General features: G+C 67.6%; 15 protein-coding genes. 12 read left to right on the top strand and 3 right to left on the bottom strand.

The annotated features are described in order from the left end of the window. Positions 1–5 precede the first annotated feature (5 nt). From CFB34_RS36775 to CFB34_RS36745, 7 genes are all read left to right on the top strand, one after another. A complete protein-coding gene (locus CFB34_RS36775; protein WP_089444546.1) occupies positions 6–974 on the top strand; it encodes an ABC transporter permease subunit in 969 nt (322 codons plus the stop codon). Further along, complete coding sequence (locus tag CFB34_RS36770) at positions 971–1912, top strand: ABC transporter permease subunit (protein ID WP_089444545.1); 942 nt, start codon at positions 971–973, stop codon at positions 1910–1912. The genes CFB34_RS36775 and CFB34_RS36770 overlap by 4 nt, the downstream gene beginning before the upstream one ends. Positions 1913–1943: 31 nt before the next feature. Further along, on the top strand, positions 1944–3524 hold the full coding sequence (locus CFB34_RS36765) for a DUF3138 family protein (RefSeq protein WP_089444544.1): 1581 nt from the start codon (positions 1944–1946) through the stop codon (positions 3522–3524). Between the two features lie 26 nt (positions 3525–3550). Further along, a complete protein-coding gene (locus CFB34_RS36760; protein ID WP_089444543.1) occupies positions 3551–4843 on the top strand; it encodes an FAD-binding oxidoreductase in 1293 nt (430 codons plus the stop codon). 70 nt (positions 4844–4913) lie between these two features. Continuing rightward, positions 4914–5294, top strand: a complete 381-nt coding sequence (locus CFB34_RS36755) for a cupin domain-containing protein (RefSeq protein ID WP_089444542.1) — start codon at positions 4914–4916, stop codon at positions 5292–5294. Positions 5295–5339: 45 nt separating this feature from the next. Beyond that, positions 5340–6755, top strand: a complete 1416-nt coding sequence (locus CFB34_RS36750; RefSeq protein WP_089444541.1) for an amidase family protein — start codon at positions 5340–5342, stop codon at positions 6753–6755. A 25-nt stretch (positions 6756–6780) separates the two neighbouring features. Next, complete coding sequence (locus CFB34_RS36745) at positions 6781–8271, top strand: aldehyde dehydrogenase (RefSeq protein ID WP_089444540.1); 1491 nt, start codon at positions 6781–6783, stop codon at positions 8269–8271. A gap of 63 nt (positions 8272–8334) precedes the next feature. Here the strand turns inward: CFB34_RS36745 and CFB34_RS36740 are convergent, their stop codons facing one another. Beyond that, the gene (locus CFB34_RS36740) at positions 8335–10188 is read right to left on the bottom strand and encodes an ABC transporter ATP-binding protein (RefSeq protein WP_089444539.1); all 1854 of its coding nucleotides are present in this window, start codon (positions 10186–10188) and stop codon (positions 8335–8337) included. 290 nt (positions 10189–10478) lie between these two features. Here CFB34_RS36740 and CFB34_RS36735 point away from each other — a divergent pair, with 290 nt between their 5' ends. The 3 genes from CFB34_RS36735 to CFB34_RS36725 all read left to right on the top strand — a co-directional run bounded on the left by CFB34_RS36735 (position 10479) and on the right by CFB34_RS36725 (position 12805). Then, positions 10479–11045, top strand: coding sequence for a TetR/AcrR family transcriptional regulator (locus CFB34_RS36735; RefSeq protein WP_089444538.1), 567 nt, complete (start codon positions 10479–10481; stop codon positions 11043–11045). Positions 11046–11273: 228 nt separating this feature from the next. Then, entirely contained in the window at positions 11274–11699 is a 426-nt protein-coding gene (locus CFB34_RS36730; protein ID WP_089444537.1) for an organic hydroperoxide resistance protein, read from the top strand. Between the two features lie 65 nt (positions 11700–11764). Further along, positions 11765–12805, top strand: a complete 1041-nt coding sequence (locus CFB34_RS36725; protein WP_089444536.1) for an alpha/beta hydrolase — start codon at positions 11765–11767, stop codon at positions 12803–12805. Positions 12806–12906: 101 nt separating this feature from the next. Here CFB34_RS36725 and CFB34_RS36720 read toward each other — a convergent pair whose 3' ends face one another. Both CFB34_RS36720 and CFB34_RS36715 read right to left on the bottom strand, forming a co-directional pair. After that, positions 12907–14622 (bottom strand): ATP-binding protein, encoded by a 1716-nt coding sequence (locus CFB34_RS36720; RefSeq protein WP_089444535.1) that lies wholly within the window; start codon positions 14620–14622, stop codon positions 12907–12909. 90 nt (positions 14623–14712) lie between these two features. Beyond that, positions 14713–15342 (bottom strand): response regulator transcription factor, encoded by a 630-nt coding sequence (locus CFB34_RS36715; RefSeq protein ID WP_089444534.1) that lies wholly within the window; start codon positions 15340–15342, stop codon positions 14713–14715. A gap of 417 nt (positions 15343–15759) precedes the next feature. On the opposite strand from CFB34_RS36715, the gene CFB34_RS36710 reads away from it, so the two are divergent. Beyond that, positions 15760–16083, top strand: coding sequence for a flagellar transcriptional regulator FlhD (locus CFB34_RS36710; RefSeq protein ID WP_039355302.1), 324 nt, complete (start codon positions 15760–15762; stop codon positions 16081–16083). Then, positions 16080–16733, top strand: a complete 654-nt coding sequence (locus CFB34_RS36705; RefSeq protein ID WP_089444533.1) for a FlhC family transcriptional regulator — start codon at positions 16080–16082, stop codon at positions 16731–16733. Before CFB34_RS36710 ends, CFB34_RS36705 begins: the two co-directional genes overlap by 4 nt. Positions 16734–16739: the final 6 nt, after the last annotated feature.

The following is a 16739-nucleotide window of genomic DNA, read 5'->3' as shown; positions in this document are numbered from 1 at the left end:
CCACGATGAGAACCTCTGCATCTACTCCGTCCGCGCCGGTATCGACCGGCGCCGGCCGCTCGCGGCCGGGTCGCTTCGCGATGCTGTCGCGCTTCCTGCCGTCGGGCCGCAGCGTCGCGATCGGCGTGCCGTTCGTGTGGCTGGCCGTGTTCTTCGCGCTGCCGTTCGTGCTGGTGCTGAAGATCAGCTTCGCCGACCAGATGCTCGGCATCCCGCCGTACACCGCGCTCGCGCGGCTGGAGGCCGGCACCGTGCAGGTCGTGCTGTCGCTGAAGCATTACGCGCTGCTGCTGCAGGACGACCTGTACATGAACACCTACGTTAGCTCGCTGAAGATGGCCGCGGCATCGACGCTGATGTGCCTGCTGGCCGGCTACCCGATCGCGTACTTCATTGCACGCTCGGCGCCGGGCCGCCGCAACCTGTTGATGATGGCCGTGATGCTGCCGTTCTGGACGTCGTTCCTGATCCGCGTCTATGCGTGGGTCGGAATCATGAAGGACGACGGGCTGCTGAACCACGTGCTGGCGGCGCTCGGCGTGATCGCGACACCGCTGCGGCTGTATCACACCGACGCGGGCGTCTACATCGGGATGGTCTATTCGTACCTGCCGTTCATGGTGATGCCGCTGTACGCGCACCTCGTGAAGATGGACCTCTCGCTGCTCGAGGCCGCGAACGATCTCGGTGCGACGCCGTGGTCCGCATTCTGGCGCATCACGCTGCCGCTGTCGCGCAACGGCATCGTCGCGGGCAGCCTGCTCGTGTTCATCCCGGCGGTCGGCGAATACGTGATCCCCGAACTGCTCGGCGGCGCGAACACACTGATGCTCGGCCGCGTGATGTGGGACGAGTTCTTCAACAACATGGACTGGCCGATGGCGTCCGCAGTGACGGTGACGATGGTGGTGGTGCTGCTCGTGCCGATGGCGCTGCTCCACTGCAGCCAGACCGAAGCGGAGGCACGGCGATGACCCGCGCGAATCGCATCCTGTCCGCGTGCGTGCTGGGCGCGGGCTTCCTGTTCCTGTACATCCCGATCGTCAGTCTGGTCGTCTACTCGTTCAACGCGTCGAAGCTGGTCACGGTGTGGTCGGGCTTCTCGCTGAAGTGGTACGGCGCGCTGCTGCACGACGACGAACTGCTCACGGCCGCATGGCTGTCGCTGAAGATCGCGTTGCTGACAGCCACCGCGTCGGTCGCGATCGGCACCTGGGCCGGCTTCGTGCTCGCCCGCATGGGGCGCTTTCGCGGCTTCACGCTGTATGCCGCGATGATCAACGCGCCGCTCGTGATTCCGGAAGTGATCCAGGGCATCTCGCTGCTGCTGCTGTTCGTCGCGATGCAGCAGGCCTTCGGCTGGCCGGCTGGACGCGGCTGGCTGACGATCTGGATCGGCCACGTGATGCTGTGCCTGTCGTTCGTCGCGGTGATCGTGCAGTCGCGGGTGAAGGAGCTCGATCGTTCGATCGAGGAGGCCGCGCTCGATCTCGGCGCGCGGCCGTGGAAGGTGTTCTTCGTGATCACGCTGCCGTTGATCGCGCAGGCGCTGGTGTCCGGCTGGCTGCTGGCGTTCACGGTGTCGATCGACGACGTGATCCTGTCCGCGTTCCTGTCGGGCCCCGGGTCGACCACGCTGCCGCTCGTCGTGTTTTCCCGCGTGCGGATGGGGCTCAACCCGGAGATGAATGCGCTCGCCACGGTGTTCATCACGGCGGTGACGATCGGGGTCGTCGTCGTGAACCGCGCGATGCTGGCCCGCGAGCGGCGGCACGCGCGCGACACGCGGATGTGGCACGCGGCAGCCGCGTCCGAGGCATCCGGCACGCCCGTGTCGCCGTCCGCCGTGCCGCCCGCTCTCGTGCCTGCCGCGCCGTCGCTGCACGACCGCATCCCGCATCCCACGAAGTGACGAACAGAGACGAACGACCAGGAGACATTCCATGAAAAAAAAGATGCTCTGCGCGCTGATCGCCGGAGCGCTGCCGGGGCTGGCCGCGGCGAATTCGAGCGCCGACCAGATCCGGACGCTGCAGCAGCAGATCGCGGTGCTGCAACGGCAGATGAGCGCGCTGCAATCGCAGCTCGGCGCGAAGCCTTCGGCCGGACTGGCCGCGGCAAACGCGTCGAACACGCCCAACGCGGCCACCGCCGCGGCGGCTGACCCGTCCGCGCCCGGCTACGGGCAGGCGCCGGCCGTGCTGACCAACGACGATGTGTCGGACATCCGGCAGCAGGTCGCGAACCAGCAGCTGAATGTCGATTCGCTGACCGACGCCGCGCGCACGGGCCCGATCGCCGGGCTGTCGGTGACGGGTTACCTCGACCCGACCTACGTGGTCAACCGGGGCGCCGGCACGTCGTCGTTCCAGTTCGCGAACCACGAGAACGCGTACACCTACTACAACAGCACGTTCGGTGACGTATTCCTCGACATCAAGAAGACGTTCGGTGTCGGCCCGACCGCGCCGTCCGCGGAAATCACGCTGATGCCGAACCGCGGCGCGGGCCTGTCGATGATGACGGGCAGCGGCTCGAGCGGCCTGGACATCATCGACACGGCCGTCCTGACCGTGCCGTTGTCGGGCACGACGGCGCTTACCGGCGGGCTCGTGACGGGCTTCGGCGGCTACGAGTACCAGCAGTCGAGCCAGATGCTCACGCTCACGCACAACCTGCTGTACGACTTCTCCGATCCGGGCTCGTCGATCGGCGCGGGCATCAACTACCAGAGCGCGGACGGCCACTGGGCGTGGAAGTTCTTCGTCGGCAACGAGCAGTTCCGCAGCGCGGGGGCGGTCACGCAGACCGGTGTCAACGCGCTTGGCGACCCGATCACGACGAGCAACAAGGTGCCGACCTTCACCGCACGCGTCGATTACCTGCGCGGCAGCGCGCTCGACGTCGGCGGCTCGATCAGCATCGGCCGCCAGACGCTGCCGAGCGCGGTCGACCCGGCGACCGGCAACGTCCGCTACGGCGTGGGCGGCAACGCGCCGAGCGCATATGGCGCGTTCTTCTTCGGCGAGGCCGACGCGACCTACACGCTCGCCGATGCGCAGTACAACGCCGAGTTCGACTACGGCCAGCAGCAGCACGGCGCGTTCAACGGCGGGCTCGCGCAGTGGTTCGGGCTGTCGCTGCTCGCGCACCGCAAGTTCAATGCGCCGGTGGTCGGCCGCATGGGTGCGACGCTGCGCTACGATCTGCTCGTGAACCGGAAGAACGGCGGCGGCGGCTCGTCGATCGGCCTGAACGGCAACGGGATGGATCCGTACAACGGCTTCGGCATCGATGCGGATTGCCTCGCACTGTCGAAGGCGAACGGCGGCGTCGGGTTCGAGTGCAAGGGCACGACGCGGCAGGCCGCCGCATTCGACCTGCTGTTCTACCCGACCCAGCAAGTGACGGTGAAGGTCGAATACCGGCACGACTGGGCGAGCAACAAGGTGTTCCTGCGCCACGACGGGTCGTACGAGAAGTCGAACGACCTGCTCGCCACCCAACTCATCTACGCGTTCTGACGCGACGCCGTTCACGAGTCTTGCACATGCTCAAGTTCGAAAACCAGCAACATGTTCAGTCCTACTATGCGGCGACGGCGAACAACCGTGCGCGGCATCCGTCGCTCGACGGGGCCGAGACGGCCGACGTCTGCGTGATCGGCGGCGGGCTCACGGGGCTGTCCGCGGCCCTCGAACTCGCCGAGCGCGGCCATTCGGTCGTGCTCGTCGAGGCGTCGAAGATCGGCTGGGGCGCGAGCGGGCGCAACGGCGGTCAGCTGATCGCCGGCTACGCGTGCGATATCGACACGTTCTCGGCCTACCTGCCGGACGACGACGTGCGGCGCGTCTGGGCGATGGGGCTGGAGTCGGTCGAGATCGTCCGGCGGCGGGTCGAGCGGTACGGCATCGATTGCGACCTGACCTTCGGCTACCTGACCGCCGCGAACAAGCCGCGCCATCTCGATGCGCTGCGCGCGTGGCGCGATACCGCGGCGAGCCGCTTCGGCTATCGCGGCTACGAAGTCGTCGAGCGCGCCGACATGCATCGTTTCGTCGCGTCGGATCGTTACGTCGGCGGCCTCCGCTACGAAGGCAGCGGCCACCTGCATCCGCTGAACTACACGCTCGGCCTGGCACGTGCGGCGCGCGAAGCCGGCGTGACGATCCACGAGGACACGCCCGCGCTCGCGCTCGATCGCGCCGCGCCGCATCACCGCGTCAGGTGCGCGCGCGGGCATGTGGATGCCCGTCATGTCGTGCTGGCCTGCAATGCGTACCTGGGGCAGCTGGCGCCGGCGCTCGCGCGCAAGATCATTCCGATCGCGACGTACCTGATCGCGACGGAGCCGCTCGGCGACGCGCGCGCGGCCGAGACGATGCCGGCCGATGCGGCGATCTGCGACACGAATTCGGCACTCGACTATTTCCGGTTGACGCGCGACCGCCGGCTGCTGTGGGGCGGCAAGGCCAGCAGCTCGACGAACACGCCGCGCGACCTCGCGGCCGCGATGCGGCGCGACATGCTGAAGACGTTCCCGCAGCTGGCCGATGTGCGGATCGACTACGCGTGGGGCGGGCTGATCGACGCGACGATGAATCGCGCGCCACATTTCGGCCGGCTCGAGCCGACCGTGTATTTCGCGCAGGGCTTTTCCGGGCACGGCGTCAACGTGACGGGCCTGGCGGGGCGGCTGATCGCGGAAGCGATCGATGCGCAGGCCGCGCGCTTCGACCTGTTCGGCCGGATCCGCCATCGCGACTTTCCGGGCGGGCGGGCGCTGCGCACGCCGATGCTGGCGCTCGCGATGACCTGGCACCGGATGATGGACCTGCTCTGACCGGCGCGGGCGGCTCGTCCGTCCGCACGGCACCCAAACGTCTCGAATCACTCATGCCCTGGAGGCACTCATGACCAACATCACGAATCTCGTCGACCTGATGCGGGCACCGGCGAAGCTCACGCAGAGCCGCGTGCCGAGCGGGCTGCTGCTCGACGGCAATCCGCAGCAGACGCTGTCGCATCACTACATCAGCCCGTGCGGGCAGTTCAGCTGCGGGATCTGGGCATGCACGCCCGGCCGCTGGACGATCGAGTACGACGAGTCCGAGTATTGCGAGATGCTGAGCGGCGTCGCGATCGTCCGCGATGCGGACGGCCGCGAGCGCGTGCTGCGCGCCGGCGATCGCTTCGTGATCCCGCCGGGCTTTCGCGGCACGTGGGAAGTCGTTGAAACGTGCCGCAAGATCTATGCGTCGCACGCACCGCGAGCCGGACAGCCGCTCGCGTGACGCGACCGGTTCAGGACAACCATCGAGATCAAGGAGGAGCAACCCATGACCCAGGAATTGTGGCGTCTCAGCGCGGCCGAGATGGCCGAGCGCGTCGCGCGTCGCGACGTGTCTGCCACCGAACTCACGCGCAGTTGCCTGCAGCGGCTCGAAGCGGTGAACCCCGTCATCAACGCGATCGTCGACGTGATGGCCGACAGCGCGTTGCAGGCCGCGTCCGATGCCGATGCCGCGATCGCGCGCGGCGCACCGGTCGGCGCGCTGCACGGCGTGCCGGTGACGGTGAAGATCAACGTCGACACGGCCGGACATGCGACGACCAATGGCGTGCGCGCGTTTTCGGACGTGATCGCGCACGAGGACAGCCCGGTGACCGCGAACCTGCGCAAGGCCGGCGCGATCGTGATCGGGCGCAGCAATGCGCCGGCGTTTTCGTACCGCTGGTTCACCGACAACGACCTGCACGGCCGCACGTCGAATCCGTGGGATCCGTTGCTGACGCCGGGCGGTTCCAGCGGTGGTGCCGCTGCGGCCGTGGCCGCCGGCGTCGGCGCGATCGCGCACGGCAACGACCTGGGCGGCTCGATCCGCTACCCGGCCTATGCGTGCGGCGTCGCCGGGCTGCGACCCAGCACCGGGCGCGTGCCGGCGTACAACCCGACCCAGTCGAAGGACCGCACGCTCGCGGTGCAGCTCGCGTCCGTGCAGGGGCCGCTCGCGCGCACGGTCGGCGACCTGCGGCTTGCGCTCGACGCGATGGCGGCCGGTGACGCGCGCGATGCGTGGTGGATGCCGGTCGCGCCGAATGCGCACGAAGCCGCGTTCCCCGCGCGCGTGGCCGTGTGCCCGGCGCTGCCGGGCGTGCCGTCCGATCCGGTGGTGGTCGATGCGATCCGGCAGGCCGCACGCTGGCTCGAAGAAGCCGGCTGCGTCGTCGAGGAAGCGGTGCCTCCGCGGTTCGCCGAGGCGTGTGAACTGTGGCTGGACCTGGTGACCAACGAAGCGCGCGGCGGCCTCGGCGACGTGATCATGCAGCACGGCGACGCGGCGATCCGTACCGCGTTCGCGAGCCAGCGCCGTCTCGCGACGCCGCTGGATCTCGAGGGCTACATGAACGGCCTCGCGCGGCGCACCGCGCTGCTGCGCGACTGGCAGCAGTTCTTCGCGCGCCATCCGCTGCTGCTGATGCCGGTGTCGTGCGCGCAGCCGTTCGCGATCGACGCCGATCAGCACGGCGACGACGCGATGCGCGCGATCATCGAGCGGCAGGGGCCGTTGCTCGCGACCGCGCTGCTGGGGCTGCCCGGGCTGTCGGTGCCGACCGGCATCCGTGATGGCGTGCCGGCCGGCGTGCAGCTCGTCGCCGGACGCTTTGAGGAAGCACTGTGTCTCGCCGCGGGCGAAGCGATCGAGGCGCGCGCGGGCATCTTCACGCCGATCGATCCGGTCACCGGGTCGTGATCCGCGAGTTTTCACGAGGAAACGCATGAATCAATCGACATTCGAAGACTGGCAGGCCCGCGCGGCCGCGTTGCGGATCGAAGGCCGCGCGTTCATCGACGGCGACGCGCGCCACGCGCACACCGGCGCGACCTTCGCCTGCGTGAGCCCGATCGACGGTGGCGTGCTCGCGCGCGTGGCCGATTGCGGCACCGACGACGTCGATTTCGCGGTGGCGGCCGCGCGCCGCGCGTTCGACGCGCGGAGCTGGGCCGGCATGAATCCGCGTACGCGCAAGGCGGTGCTGCAGCGCTGGGCCGCGCTGATGCGCGCGCACCTCGACGAGCTTGCGCTGCTCGAGACGCTCGACACCGGCAAGCCGATCGCCGATACCACGGCGATCGACGTGCCGGCCGCCGCGCATTGTGTCGACTGGTATGCGGAAGCGATCGACAAGGTCGGCGGCGAAGTCGCGCCGGTCGACCCTCATCTGGTCGGGCTCGTCACGCGCGAGCCGATCGGCGTCGTCGCGGCCGTCGTGCCGTGGAATTTTCCGCTACTGATGGCCGCGTGGAAATTCGCGCCGGCGCTCGCGGCCGGCAACAGCGTCGTGCTCAAGCCGTCCGAGAAATCGCCGCTCACCGCGATCCGTGTTGCGCAGCTCGCGTGCGAGGCCGGCATTCCGCCCGGCGTGTTCAGCGTCGTGCCGGGCGGCGCAGAGCCGGGCAGGGCGCTCGCGCTGCATCGTGACGTCGACTGCATCGCGTTTACCGGGTCGACGCGCACGGGGCAGCAGATCATGGCGTGCGCCGCGCAGTCGAACCTGAAGCGCGTATGGCTCGAGCTCGGCGGCAAGTCGCCGAACATCGTGCTGCGCGATTGCCCCGATCTCGACCGCGCCGCGCAGGCGGCTGCCGACGCGATCTTCTTCAACATGGGCGAAGTGTGCACGGCCGGCTCGCGCCTGCTCGTGCATCGCGACATCAAGGATGCATTCGTCGCGAAGCTGATCGACGCGTCGCGGCGCTTCGCGCCCGGGCACCCGCTCGATCCGTCGGTGACGATGGGGGCGATCGTCGACCGCACGCAGCTCGAGCGCGTGATGGGGTATATCGGTGCCGGGCGCGACGAAGGCAAGCTTGTCATGGGCGGCGCGCGCGTGAAGGAGGACACGGGCGGGTTCTATGTCGAGCCGACGGTGTTCGAGGTGAAGCCGGATGCGAAGATCGCGCGCGAGGAGATTTTCGGGCCGGTGTTGTCGGTGATTGTGTTCGACGATGTCGACGAGGCCGTGCGGATCGCCAACGATACCGACTACGGGCTGGCCGCGGCGGTCTGGTCGGCCGATATCTCGACCGCGCATGCGGTGGCGAGGCGGCTGCGTGCGGGCACCGTGTGGGTCAACTGCTACGGCGACGGCAGCGATGATATGAACTTCCCGTTCGGCGGTTACAAGCTGTCGGGTAACGGCCGCGACAAATCGCTGCATGCGCTCGACAAGTACACCGAGCTGAAATCGACGATCGTGCGCTTGTAATGTCGCGGGTGACGCGCGGCCTGGGTAACGAGGCCGCGCGTCACCGGCGTCCGGATGGGCAGCTCACTGCTCCGCGCCTTCCACATCCGCCGTCTCCCCGAGGAACCCGCCGCTCTGGTGCGCCCACAGCGCCGCATAAATACCACCCGCCTGCAGCAACTGCTGGTGCGTCCCTTCCTCGACGATGCGCCCTTCGTCGAGCACGATCAGCCGGTCCATCGCCGCGATGGTCGACAGCCGGTGCGCGATCGCGATCACCGTCTTGCCGTGCATCAGGTCGTCGAGGCTGCGCTGGATCGCGACTTCGACTTCGGAATCGAGCGCACTGGTCGCTTCGTCGAGCACGAGGATCGGCGCGTCCTTGAGCATCACGCGCGCGATCGCGACGCGCTGCCGCTGGCCGCCCGACAGCTTCACGCCGCGCTCGCCGACCTCGACGTCGTAGCCGCTTCGGCCATGGCGATCGCGCAGCCGGTCGATGAACTCGGACGCTTCCGCGCGCACGGCCGCGTCGCGCATCTCGCGCTCGGTCGCGTCGGGGCGCCCGTACAGCAGGTTCTCGCGCATCGTCCGGTGCAGCAGCGACGTATCCTGCGTGACCATCCCGATCGCGCCGCGCAGGCTGTCCTGCGTCACGTGCGCGATGTCCTGCCCGTCGATCCGGATCGCGCCGCCGCCCACGTCGTAGAAGCGCAGCAGCAGGTTCACGAGCGTCGACTTGCCGGCGCCCGAGCGGCCGATCAGGCCGATCCGCTCGCCGGGCCGGATCGTCAGGTTCAGCCCGTCGAACACCGCGCGATCGTTGTCCTCGTGCGCGAACTGCACGTTGTCGAACACGATCTCTCCGCGCTGCACCGCAAGCGGCTTCGCGTCGGGCGCGTCGACCACGCTGTGCACTTTCGTCAGCGTGTTGATGCCGTCCAGGATCGTGCCGACGTTCTCGAACAGCTCGGTCATTTCCCACATGATCCAGTGCGAATAGCTCGACAGGCGCAGCGCCATCGCGATCACCGCCGCGACGACGCCCGCGCTCGCCTCGCCGTGCATCCACAGAACCAGCGCGAGGCCGGTCGAGCCGACCAGCAGCAGCGTCGACAGCAGATGGTTGACGACCTCGAACGCGCTGACGAGCCGCATCTGCGCGTCGCCGGTCGCCTTGAACGCTTCCATCGCACGGCGTGCGTGGTCGGCTTCGCGCCGCGTGTGCGAGAACAGCTTGACGGTCGTGATGTTCGAATACGCGTCGGTGATGCGGCCCGTCATCAGCGCGCGCGCATCGGCCTGGCGGCTGCCGACGGCACCGAGGCGCGGCACGAAATACGCGCACGCCAGGCCGTAGCCGAGCGCCCACAGCGCGAGCGGGATCATCAGCCGCCAGTCGAAGCTGGCCGCGAGCGCGAGGATGCCGATCAGATAGGCGGCGACGCCGATCACGACGTCGACCGACATGAACAACGCATCGCGTACCGCGAGCGCGGTCTGCATGATCTTGGTCGTCACGCGGCCCGCGAACTCGTTCGCGTAGAACGACAGGCTCTGGTCGAGCATCAGCCGGTGAAAGAGCCAGCGCAGCCGCATCGGGAAGTTGATCGCGAGCACCTGGTGCTTGACCATCGTATGCAGCGCGATCAGCAGCGCACTGCCGGCGAGGATCGCCGCGAACCCGGCGAGCGTGCCGAAGTGCCGGCCGCCGAAATCGGCCGGCGTCGAGGATGCGAGCCAGTCGACCACGCGGCCCATCATCGCGAACAGCGCGGCTTCGTACGCGGCCAGCGCGGCCGACGTCAGCGCGATCAGCAGGATCCAGCTGCGCGCGCCTTTCGTGCACGCCCAGACGAACGAGAAGAAACCCCGCGGCGGCGTGACGGGATCTTCGAGCGGGAAAGTCGGCAGGCGCCGTTCAAACCACGAAAACATCGACTTGTTCTCCTTGTGCGGCCCGACGCAGCGAGCGGGCCGATGATGCCGGGGCCGGATGCGATGCGGTCGTCATGTGCCGGCACATTCGTCCAGCCGATGGACATTGCGCCGCGATTCGCGTGGCCCGGCGTGAAGTGTCGCATCGATTCGATCGTGCTGCAGGCCGCTTGTAAGCCGCCCGGCCAGGCGAACGGCGTCGTCCTTGCGCATCGGGCTCGCAGGCATCGTCATCGCGCCCCTAAAAATACTTCTTGACTATCTATCTATGAGTAGATAAAGTTCGGTCCATGGAAACGAAACCGACCGTCCGCGAACAGATTCTCGACCACGCGATCACGTTGATGATGCAGCGCGGTTACAACGGCTTCAGCTATCGAGACCTGTCCGACCTGGTGGGCGTGAAGACGTCGAGCATCCACTACTATTTCCCGTCGAAGGACGATCTGGTGCTGGAAGCGGTGGCGGCCTACAGCGACGAAGTCCTCTCGGCCGTGCGGGCGATCGATCCGGCGCTGCCGGCCGACGTGAAGCTGAGCCTGTACACGAAGATGTTCGGCCGCACGCTGGGCGACGGCAACCTGATCTGCCTGTGCGGAATGCTCGCGTCCGACATCGAAACGTTGCCGGAGAACGTGCGGCAGGCGGTGCAGGCGTTCTTCACGGCCAACGAGCGCTGGCTCGCGGAATTGCTGGCGCAAGGCGCGAAGGAAGGCACGCTGCAGTTCAGCGGCGAGCCCGACACGGCGGCGCGCACGTTGTACGCGGCGTTCCAGGGCAGCGTATTGGCGAGTCGGTTGTTTCATACGCGGGCGCGTCTCGAGGATGTCGAGGCCGTCTGGAAAGCGCGACGCTGACCGGCGGCGTGCGAGCGGTAGGGCGGTTCGCCGCCTTTTTATTGAATCTCGTTATCTATCATGTAGTAGATAGATGGCTGGCGCAGAGGAATCGATCCTCTGCATTTTTTTGGGGGTGTTTATCTATCTATGAGTAGATAAACAAATGCGAAGCCGGCGAAGAAGCCGCCGGCACGCGGTCCCCGGTTCGAAGGCTGTTTCACTCACTGATTGAAAAAGGAGTCTGTCATGTCGATCGAAAAAGTGCTGTACCGCGCCCATGCAAAAGCCACCGGCGGCCGCGACGGCCGTGCGACGGTGCCCGAAAGCGGCCTCGACCTGAAGCTGACCACGCCGCGCGAGCTCGGCGGCGCGGGCGGCGCAGGCGCGAACCCCGAGCAACTGTTCGCCGCCGGCTACAGCGCGTGCTTCATCGGCGCGATGAAGTTCGTCGCCGCGCGCGACAAGATCGCGATCCCCGCGGACGCCGCGATCGAAGGCAGCGTCGGCATCGGCGCGATCCCGAACGGTTTCGGCATCGAAGTCGAACTGAGGATTTCGCTGCCGGGCCTCGATCGCGACGTCGCGCAGACGCTGATCGATCGCGCGCACGTCGTCTGCCCGTACTCGAACGCGACGCGCGGCAACATCGACGTCACGCTCACGCTCGTCTGATCGTACGCATTGCGAAACATTCACCGTCACATCGTCATTCACGGATTGAGCCAAGGAGTTACACCATGAAGATCGTCAAGCCGCTGCTGATCGCCGCCGCCGTTGCCGCTGCACTGTCCGTCACGACTACCACGTTCGCCGCGGGCGCCGGCACCGACGCCGTCGGTCCCGACGCGACGACGAGCGCATTCCTCGCCGCGCTGAACGGCCAGAAGGGCCCGGGCCTCGAAACGCTGAGCCCCGCGAAGGCGCGCCAGGTGCTGGTCGATGCGCAGAACGGCACGAAGGTCGACCTGTCGGGCATCGACGTGTCGAACCGCACGATCGAACAGGACGGCTTGTCCGTGCCGGTCACGATCGTCCGCCCGCAGGGCGCGACGGGCACGCTGCCGGTGTTCGTGTTCATTCACGGCGGCGGCTGGGTGCTCGGCGATTTCCCGACGCACGAACGCCTCGTGCGCGACCTCGTCGTGCAATCGGGCGCCGTCGCGGTGTTCGTGAACTACACGCCGTCGCCGGAAGCGCATTACCCGGTGGCGATCAACCAGGCGTATGCGGCGACGAAGTGGGTGGCCGCGCACGGCGCGGAGATCGGCGTCGACGGCAGCCGCCTCGCGGTGGTCGGCAACAGCGTCGGCGGGAACATGGCGGCCGTGGTGGCGCTGATGGCGAAGGACAAGGGCGGCCCCGCGATCCGCTTCCAGGGGCTGATGTGGCCGGTGACGGACCACAACTTCAACACGGGTTCGTACAACGCGTATCAGCAAGGGCACTTCCTGACGCGGCCGATGATGAAGTGGTTCTGGGACGCCTATACGAAGAACGAAGCGCAACGCAACGAGATCTACGCGTCGCCGCTGCGCGCGAGCACCGCGCAGCTGAAGGGCCTGCCGCCCGCGCTGATCCAGGTCGCGCAGTTCGACGTGCTGCGTGACGAAGGCGAAGCATACGGCCGCAAGCTCGACGCAGCGGGTGTCGATGCGACGACCACGCGCTACGACGGCACCATCCATGATTTCGGCCTGCTGAATGCGCTGGCCACGGATGCGCCGACGAAGGCCGCGACGAAGGCGATGGCGAACGAGCTCGCGACGCGGTTGAAGTAAGCGCAAGCCCGCACGCGCGCCGCGCCTGACGCGGTGCGCGTGCGAAGACTCGGCGGCGGGCAGATGCCCGCCGCTTTTGCGTGCCGCCGGTGCACCGTCGACTATCCGGCGTTGGCCCCGCGCTGCTGCCCGGGCGCCTGCGCATGCAGCAGGCGCGCCATCGCCGCGCGCAGCTTGTCGCTCGGCACCGGCTTGTGCAACAGCACGAACCCGCCGTGCTTCAGCCGGCCGGGCCGTCGCGCGGTCGTGTCGCCCGTGATCAGCATCGCGGGAATCGCCGCGTTGTACTCGTCGCGAATGCGCGCGATCGCAGCGATGCCGTTCTGGTCGCCGTGCAGGTGCAGGTCGCAGATCAGCAGGGTCGGCCGCACCTCATACGATGCCAGGCACGCGATCGCGTCATCGACCGACGCGGCCGTGACGACCTGGTAGCCCCAGCGCTCGAGCAGCATCGACATGCCGGCGCGGATCGCGCTTTCGTCGTCGATCACGACCACGAGGTGCGCGGCGGCCGTCGCCTCGTCGACGGCGATCTCGTCGGCGGCGGCGCCCGGCTGCACGGCCGTGTCCAGCCGCACCAACTGCAGTTCGAAGCATGAGCCCCGCCCGGGTTCGGAGCGCAGCGTCAGCGGACAGTCGAGCAGCCCCGCGAGGCGCCGCACGATCGCGAGCCCGAGGCCGACGCCCCGTTCGGGCTCGTCGCCGCGACGCCGCAACTGGTAGTAATCGTCGAATACGCGCGCCTGCTGGTCGGCCGGAATGCCGCGCCCGGTGTCGAGGAATTGCAGGCGCACGTGCTGGCGTGTGCGCCGGCAGCCGACGACGATGCGCCCGGTGTCGGTATAGCGCACCGCATTCGACAGCAGGTTGCGTGCGATGCGCTCGATCAGCACCGGATCGGAATCGACCACCGCCGTGCTGCGCACGTACGACAGCGACAAGCCTTTCCCGTGCGCGTCGGCGGCGACTTCGCGGCACACGCGCTCCAGCACCGCGCCGATCGCGAACGGCCGGCGATGGACGGGCACGACGCCCGCATCGAGCCGCGAGATGTCGAGGATCGCGGTGAACAGCGCGTCCATCGCGTTGACGGACTGGTCGATGCGATCGACGAGCAGCGTGCCGTCGGCCGGCATCGGCACGTGCCGCAACGCGCCGACGAACAGGCTCAACGCGTGGACGGGCTGACGCAGGTCGTGGCTCGCGGCCGCGAGAAAGCTCGATTTGACGTGCACGGCCTCCGTCGCGAGATCCTTTTGCCGGCGGAAGTTCTCGGCCAGCTGCGCGGCGCGCTGGCGTTCGCGTTCGGCGATCCGCTGTGCGCGGATCAGTTGCAACTGCATTTCGATCTGGTCGCGGAATTCCTCGACGAGCCGGATGTAGCGCTCCGAATACGCATTCTCCTTGCAGTCGAGCAGGCAGATCGTGCCGAACGGCGTGTTGTCGGGCCAGCGGATCGGCAGGCCGAGATACGAGACCATGTTGACGCGCAGGTCCGGATTGTTGCGCCACTGCGCGGATTGCCGCGCATCCGGCACGACCAGCGTATCGCCGCTCGCGATGACCGCTTCGCAGTAAAGCCCCGAGCCGTGCAGTTCGGCCGATTCGCCCGGATAGAACGGATTGCCGGTGTTGCGGCTCGCGACCAGCACCTGGATGTCGCGGCCGACGTTGCGCATGATCAGCCCGGCCGGCACGCCGACGATTTCCGCCATCAGGTCGACGAGGCGCTGCCAGCGCGCGATCACGTCGGCGGCGAGGTCGAACGGGACTTCATGGTCGGCCGGCGCGTCGGGCGGCTCGTCGACATGCGTCATGCGCACGCTCCTCGAACGGGCGGGGACAATGAGGAAAATTTAGGCGTTCCGCGCCGGCATGGCAATGTCGCGACGCAAGCCGACGTCGGATCAGATGAGGCCGGCCTTCCTGCCGGCTGCCGCTGCCTGGGTGCGGTTGATGACGTTCAGCGCCTTGAAGATCGCGGTAATGTGCGCCTTGATGGTCTTTTCGGACAGGCCCAGCTTGTCGGCGATGACCTTGTTCGGTACGCCTTCCGCGAGATAGCGCAGCACTTCGACCTGTCGTTGCGTCAGCATCGAACCGCGTGCTGCAGCGGCGCCGTCCTGATGCTGCAGCGCGGGGTCGTCGAGCACGAGCGGCGGGACGTAGCGTTCGCCGTTGAGGGCGATCCGGATCGCGGACAGCAGCGTGCGCGGGCTGGCGGACTTCGGCACGTAACCCATCGCGCCCTGCGCGAACGCGCTGCGCACGGCGCCCGGATCCTCGGACGACGACAGCACGATGACCGGGAGCCCCGGGCGCATCGTCGCGAAGACGGCGAGCGCGTCGAGGCCGTCCATGCCCTGCAGCTTCAGGTCGAGCACGATGGCGTCGAGGTCGGTGTGATCGTCGAGCAGCCGCACTGCATCATCGGCGCTGCTCGCCTGGACGACGACCGTGTCGTCGTCACTCTGGCGCAGCAGCATCTCCACGCCATCCCGCAGGATCGCATGATCGTCGACGATCAGAATTTTCATGAGGACGCTTGAATAAGTGAATCCGGAGTCGGACCGATACGAACGAACCGGATTGTACAAGACGAAAGTCTTAATACTAAAGTCGCTTTTGTCCTGCATCTGTCTTGCGTCTAACGTCGCATTTACATTCAGCGGAATATCGCCGAGACTCAATCACGACAGTTCGCAATGCAGGTGAATGCGGGCGCGCCATTCGATGCGTCGCCGGCATCGCGGCGATGTGAGCGACGTAGCAGGCGGCCGCTTCAGGATTGATCGACGGCGCGCTGCACGCACGCAATGTGCGTCGTTCGGCGGCGGTGAATTTCTGTTATTCGCGTCGAACACAAAAAAATAACGGTTCGTCATAACCGGATGATCGGCACGCATTTTGACGATGAATCATTGATCCTGATCGCGCATGAATCGAGGTGAACGATGAAGGTTGCCAACGACAGCGATGCAATGTGGGAACTGAACATGTCGTATCTCTGGCTTGCGCAGCGACTGCTGCAGTCGGATCGCGCAACCGGCATGTTTCGCCTGGGTGTGACCGCCGATGTCGCCGCCGCGCTGGCCGCGCTGTCGATGAAGCACATGAACGAGCTCGCGTCCGCGGGGCAGTTGATCTGCGCATTGCGGCCGGGCCGGTACGGTGTGCTGTCGGCACTGACCCGCGCGACGCCGCCGGTCGATCTCGTGCGCGTGCATACCGCGATGGTGCTGGCCGGCCTTGCGCTACCCGACGAGGAAACATCGTGAACGGTCGGGCCGGGCGGCATGGCCTCGCGGACGACGCGCAACTGACGATGCACGCGGCGGCGCTGATCCGGCTCGGCGCGCGGCTGCAGATGCTGGAAGTGGAGTGCGGATTGCCGCGCGACCGTCTCGTGCGCCTGTATCGCGAAGTGCGCGGCGTGGCCGCGCCGAAGGGGTTGCTGCCGTCGTCGATCGACTGGTACATGACGTGGTTCGCGAACCTGCATGCATCGCTGTTCCACAGCATCTATCGCTTCCTGCGCAACCAGGCGGGCTGCTCGCGACTCGAGGCGCTCGTCAAGGCCTACACGCTGTACGCCGAACAGGGCGATGCCGCAAGTTGCGGATTGCCGCTGGACCTGACACGCGCGTGGATGCTGGTGCGCTTCGTCGACGCCGGCGTGCTCGACATCGCCCGATGCCGGGATTGCGGCGCGGCGTTCATCACCTACCGCCACGCGCTGCGCCGGCATCCCGTGTGCGTCGCCTGCCGGCTGCCGGCGCGTGCGGGCAAGCGCGCGGTCGGGACGTCGCCGCGCGTGGCGCCCGGTACGCGTCATGCGCGACGGCACGACGTACAGGCGGCCGTCGCGTCCAGTCGCGGCACCGGCAGCGCCGCGGGCGATTCATCGGGAGAATGGTGTGCAAGCTAGCGGGGC

Source organism: Burkholderia sp. HI4860 (genome assembly GCF_002223045.2).
GTDB lineage: Bacteria > Pseudomonadota > Gammaproteobacteria > Burkholderiales > Burkholderiaceae > Burkholderia.
Note: the sequence above shows the minus strand (reverse complement) of the source record. Positions and strands in the feature narration are given on the sequence as shown.

Coding starts and splice junctions, on each gene's coding strand:
- CFB34_RS36720 (WP_089444535.1), bottom strand. CDS start 14,622: ATGACGCATGTCGACGAGCCGCCCGACGCGCCGGCCGACCATGAAGTC.
- CFB34_RS36710 (WP_039355302.1), top strand. CDS start 15,760: ATGAAGGTTGCCAACGACAGCGATGCAATGTGGGAACTGAACATGTCG.
- CFB34_RS36725 (WP_089444536.1), top strand. CDS start 11,765: ATGAAGATCGTCAAGCCGCTGCTGATCGCCGCCGCCGTTGCCGCTGCA.
- CFB34_RS36775 (WP_089444546.1), top strand. CDS start 6: ATGAGAACCTCTGCATCTACTCCGTCCGCGCCGGTATCGACCGGCGCC.
- CFB34_RS36740 (WP_089444539.1), bottom strand. CDS start 10,188: ATGTTTTCGTGGTTTGAACGGCGCCTGCCGACTTTCCCGCTCGAAGAT.
- CFB34_RS36735 (WP_089444538.1), top strand. CDS start 10,479: ATGGAAACGAAACCGACCGTCCGCGAACAGATTCTCGACCACGCGATC.
- CFB34_RS36760 (WP_089444543.1), top strand. CDS start 3,551: ATGCTCAAGTTCGAAAACCAGCAACATGTTCAGTCCTACTATGCGGCG.
- CFB34_RS36745 (WP_089444540.1), top strand. CDS start 6,781: ATGAATCAATCGACATTCGAAGACTGGCAGGCCCGCGCGGCCGCGTTG.
- CFB34_RS36750 (WP_089444541.1), top strand. CDS start 5,340: ATGACCCAGGAATTGTGGCGTCTCAGCGCGGCCGAGATGGCCGAGCGC.
- CFB34_RS36770 (WP_089444545.1), top strand. CDS start 971: ATGACCCGCGCGAATCGCATCCTGTCCGCGTGCGTGCTGGGCGCGGGC.
- CFB34_RS36715 (WP_089444534.1), bottom strand. CDS start 15,342: ATGAAAATTCTGATCGTCGACGATCATGCGATCCTGCGGGATGGCGTG.
- CFB34_RS36765 (WP_089444544.1), top strand. CDS start 1,944: ATGAAAAAAAAGATGCTCTGCGCGCTGATCGCCGGAGCGCTGCCGGGG.
- CFB34_RS36755 (WP_089444542.1), top strand. CDS start 4,914: ATGACCAACATCACGAATCTCGTCGACCTGATGCGGGCACCGGCGAAG.
- CFB34_RS36730 (WP_089444537.1), top strand. CDS start 11,274: ATGTCGATCGAAAAAGTGCTGTACCGCGCCCATGCAAAAGCCACCGGC.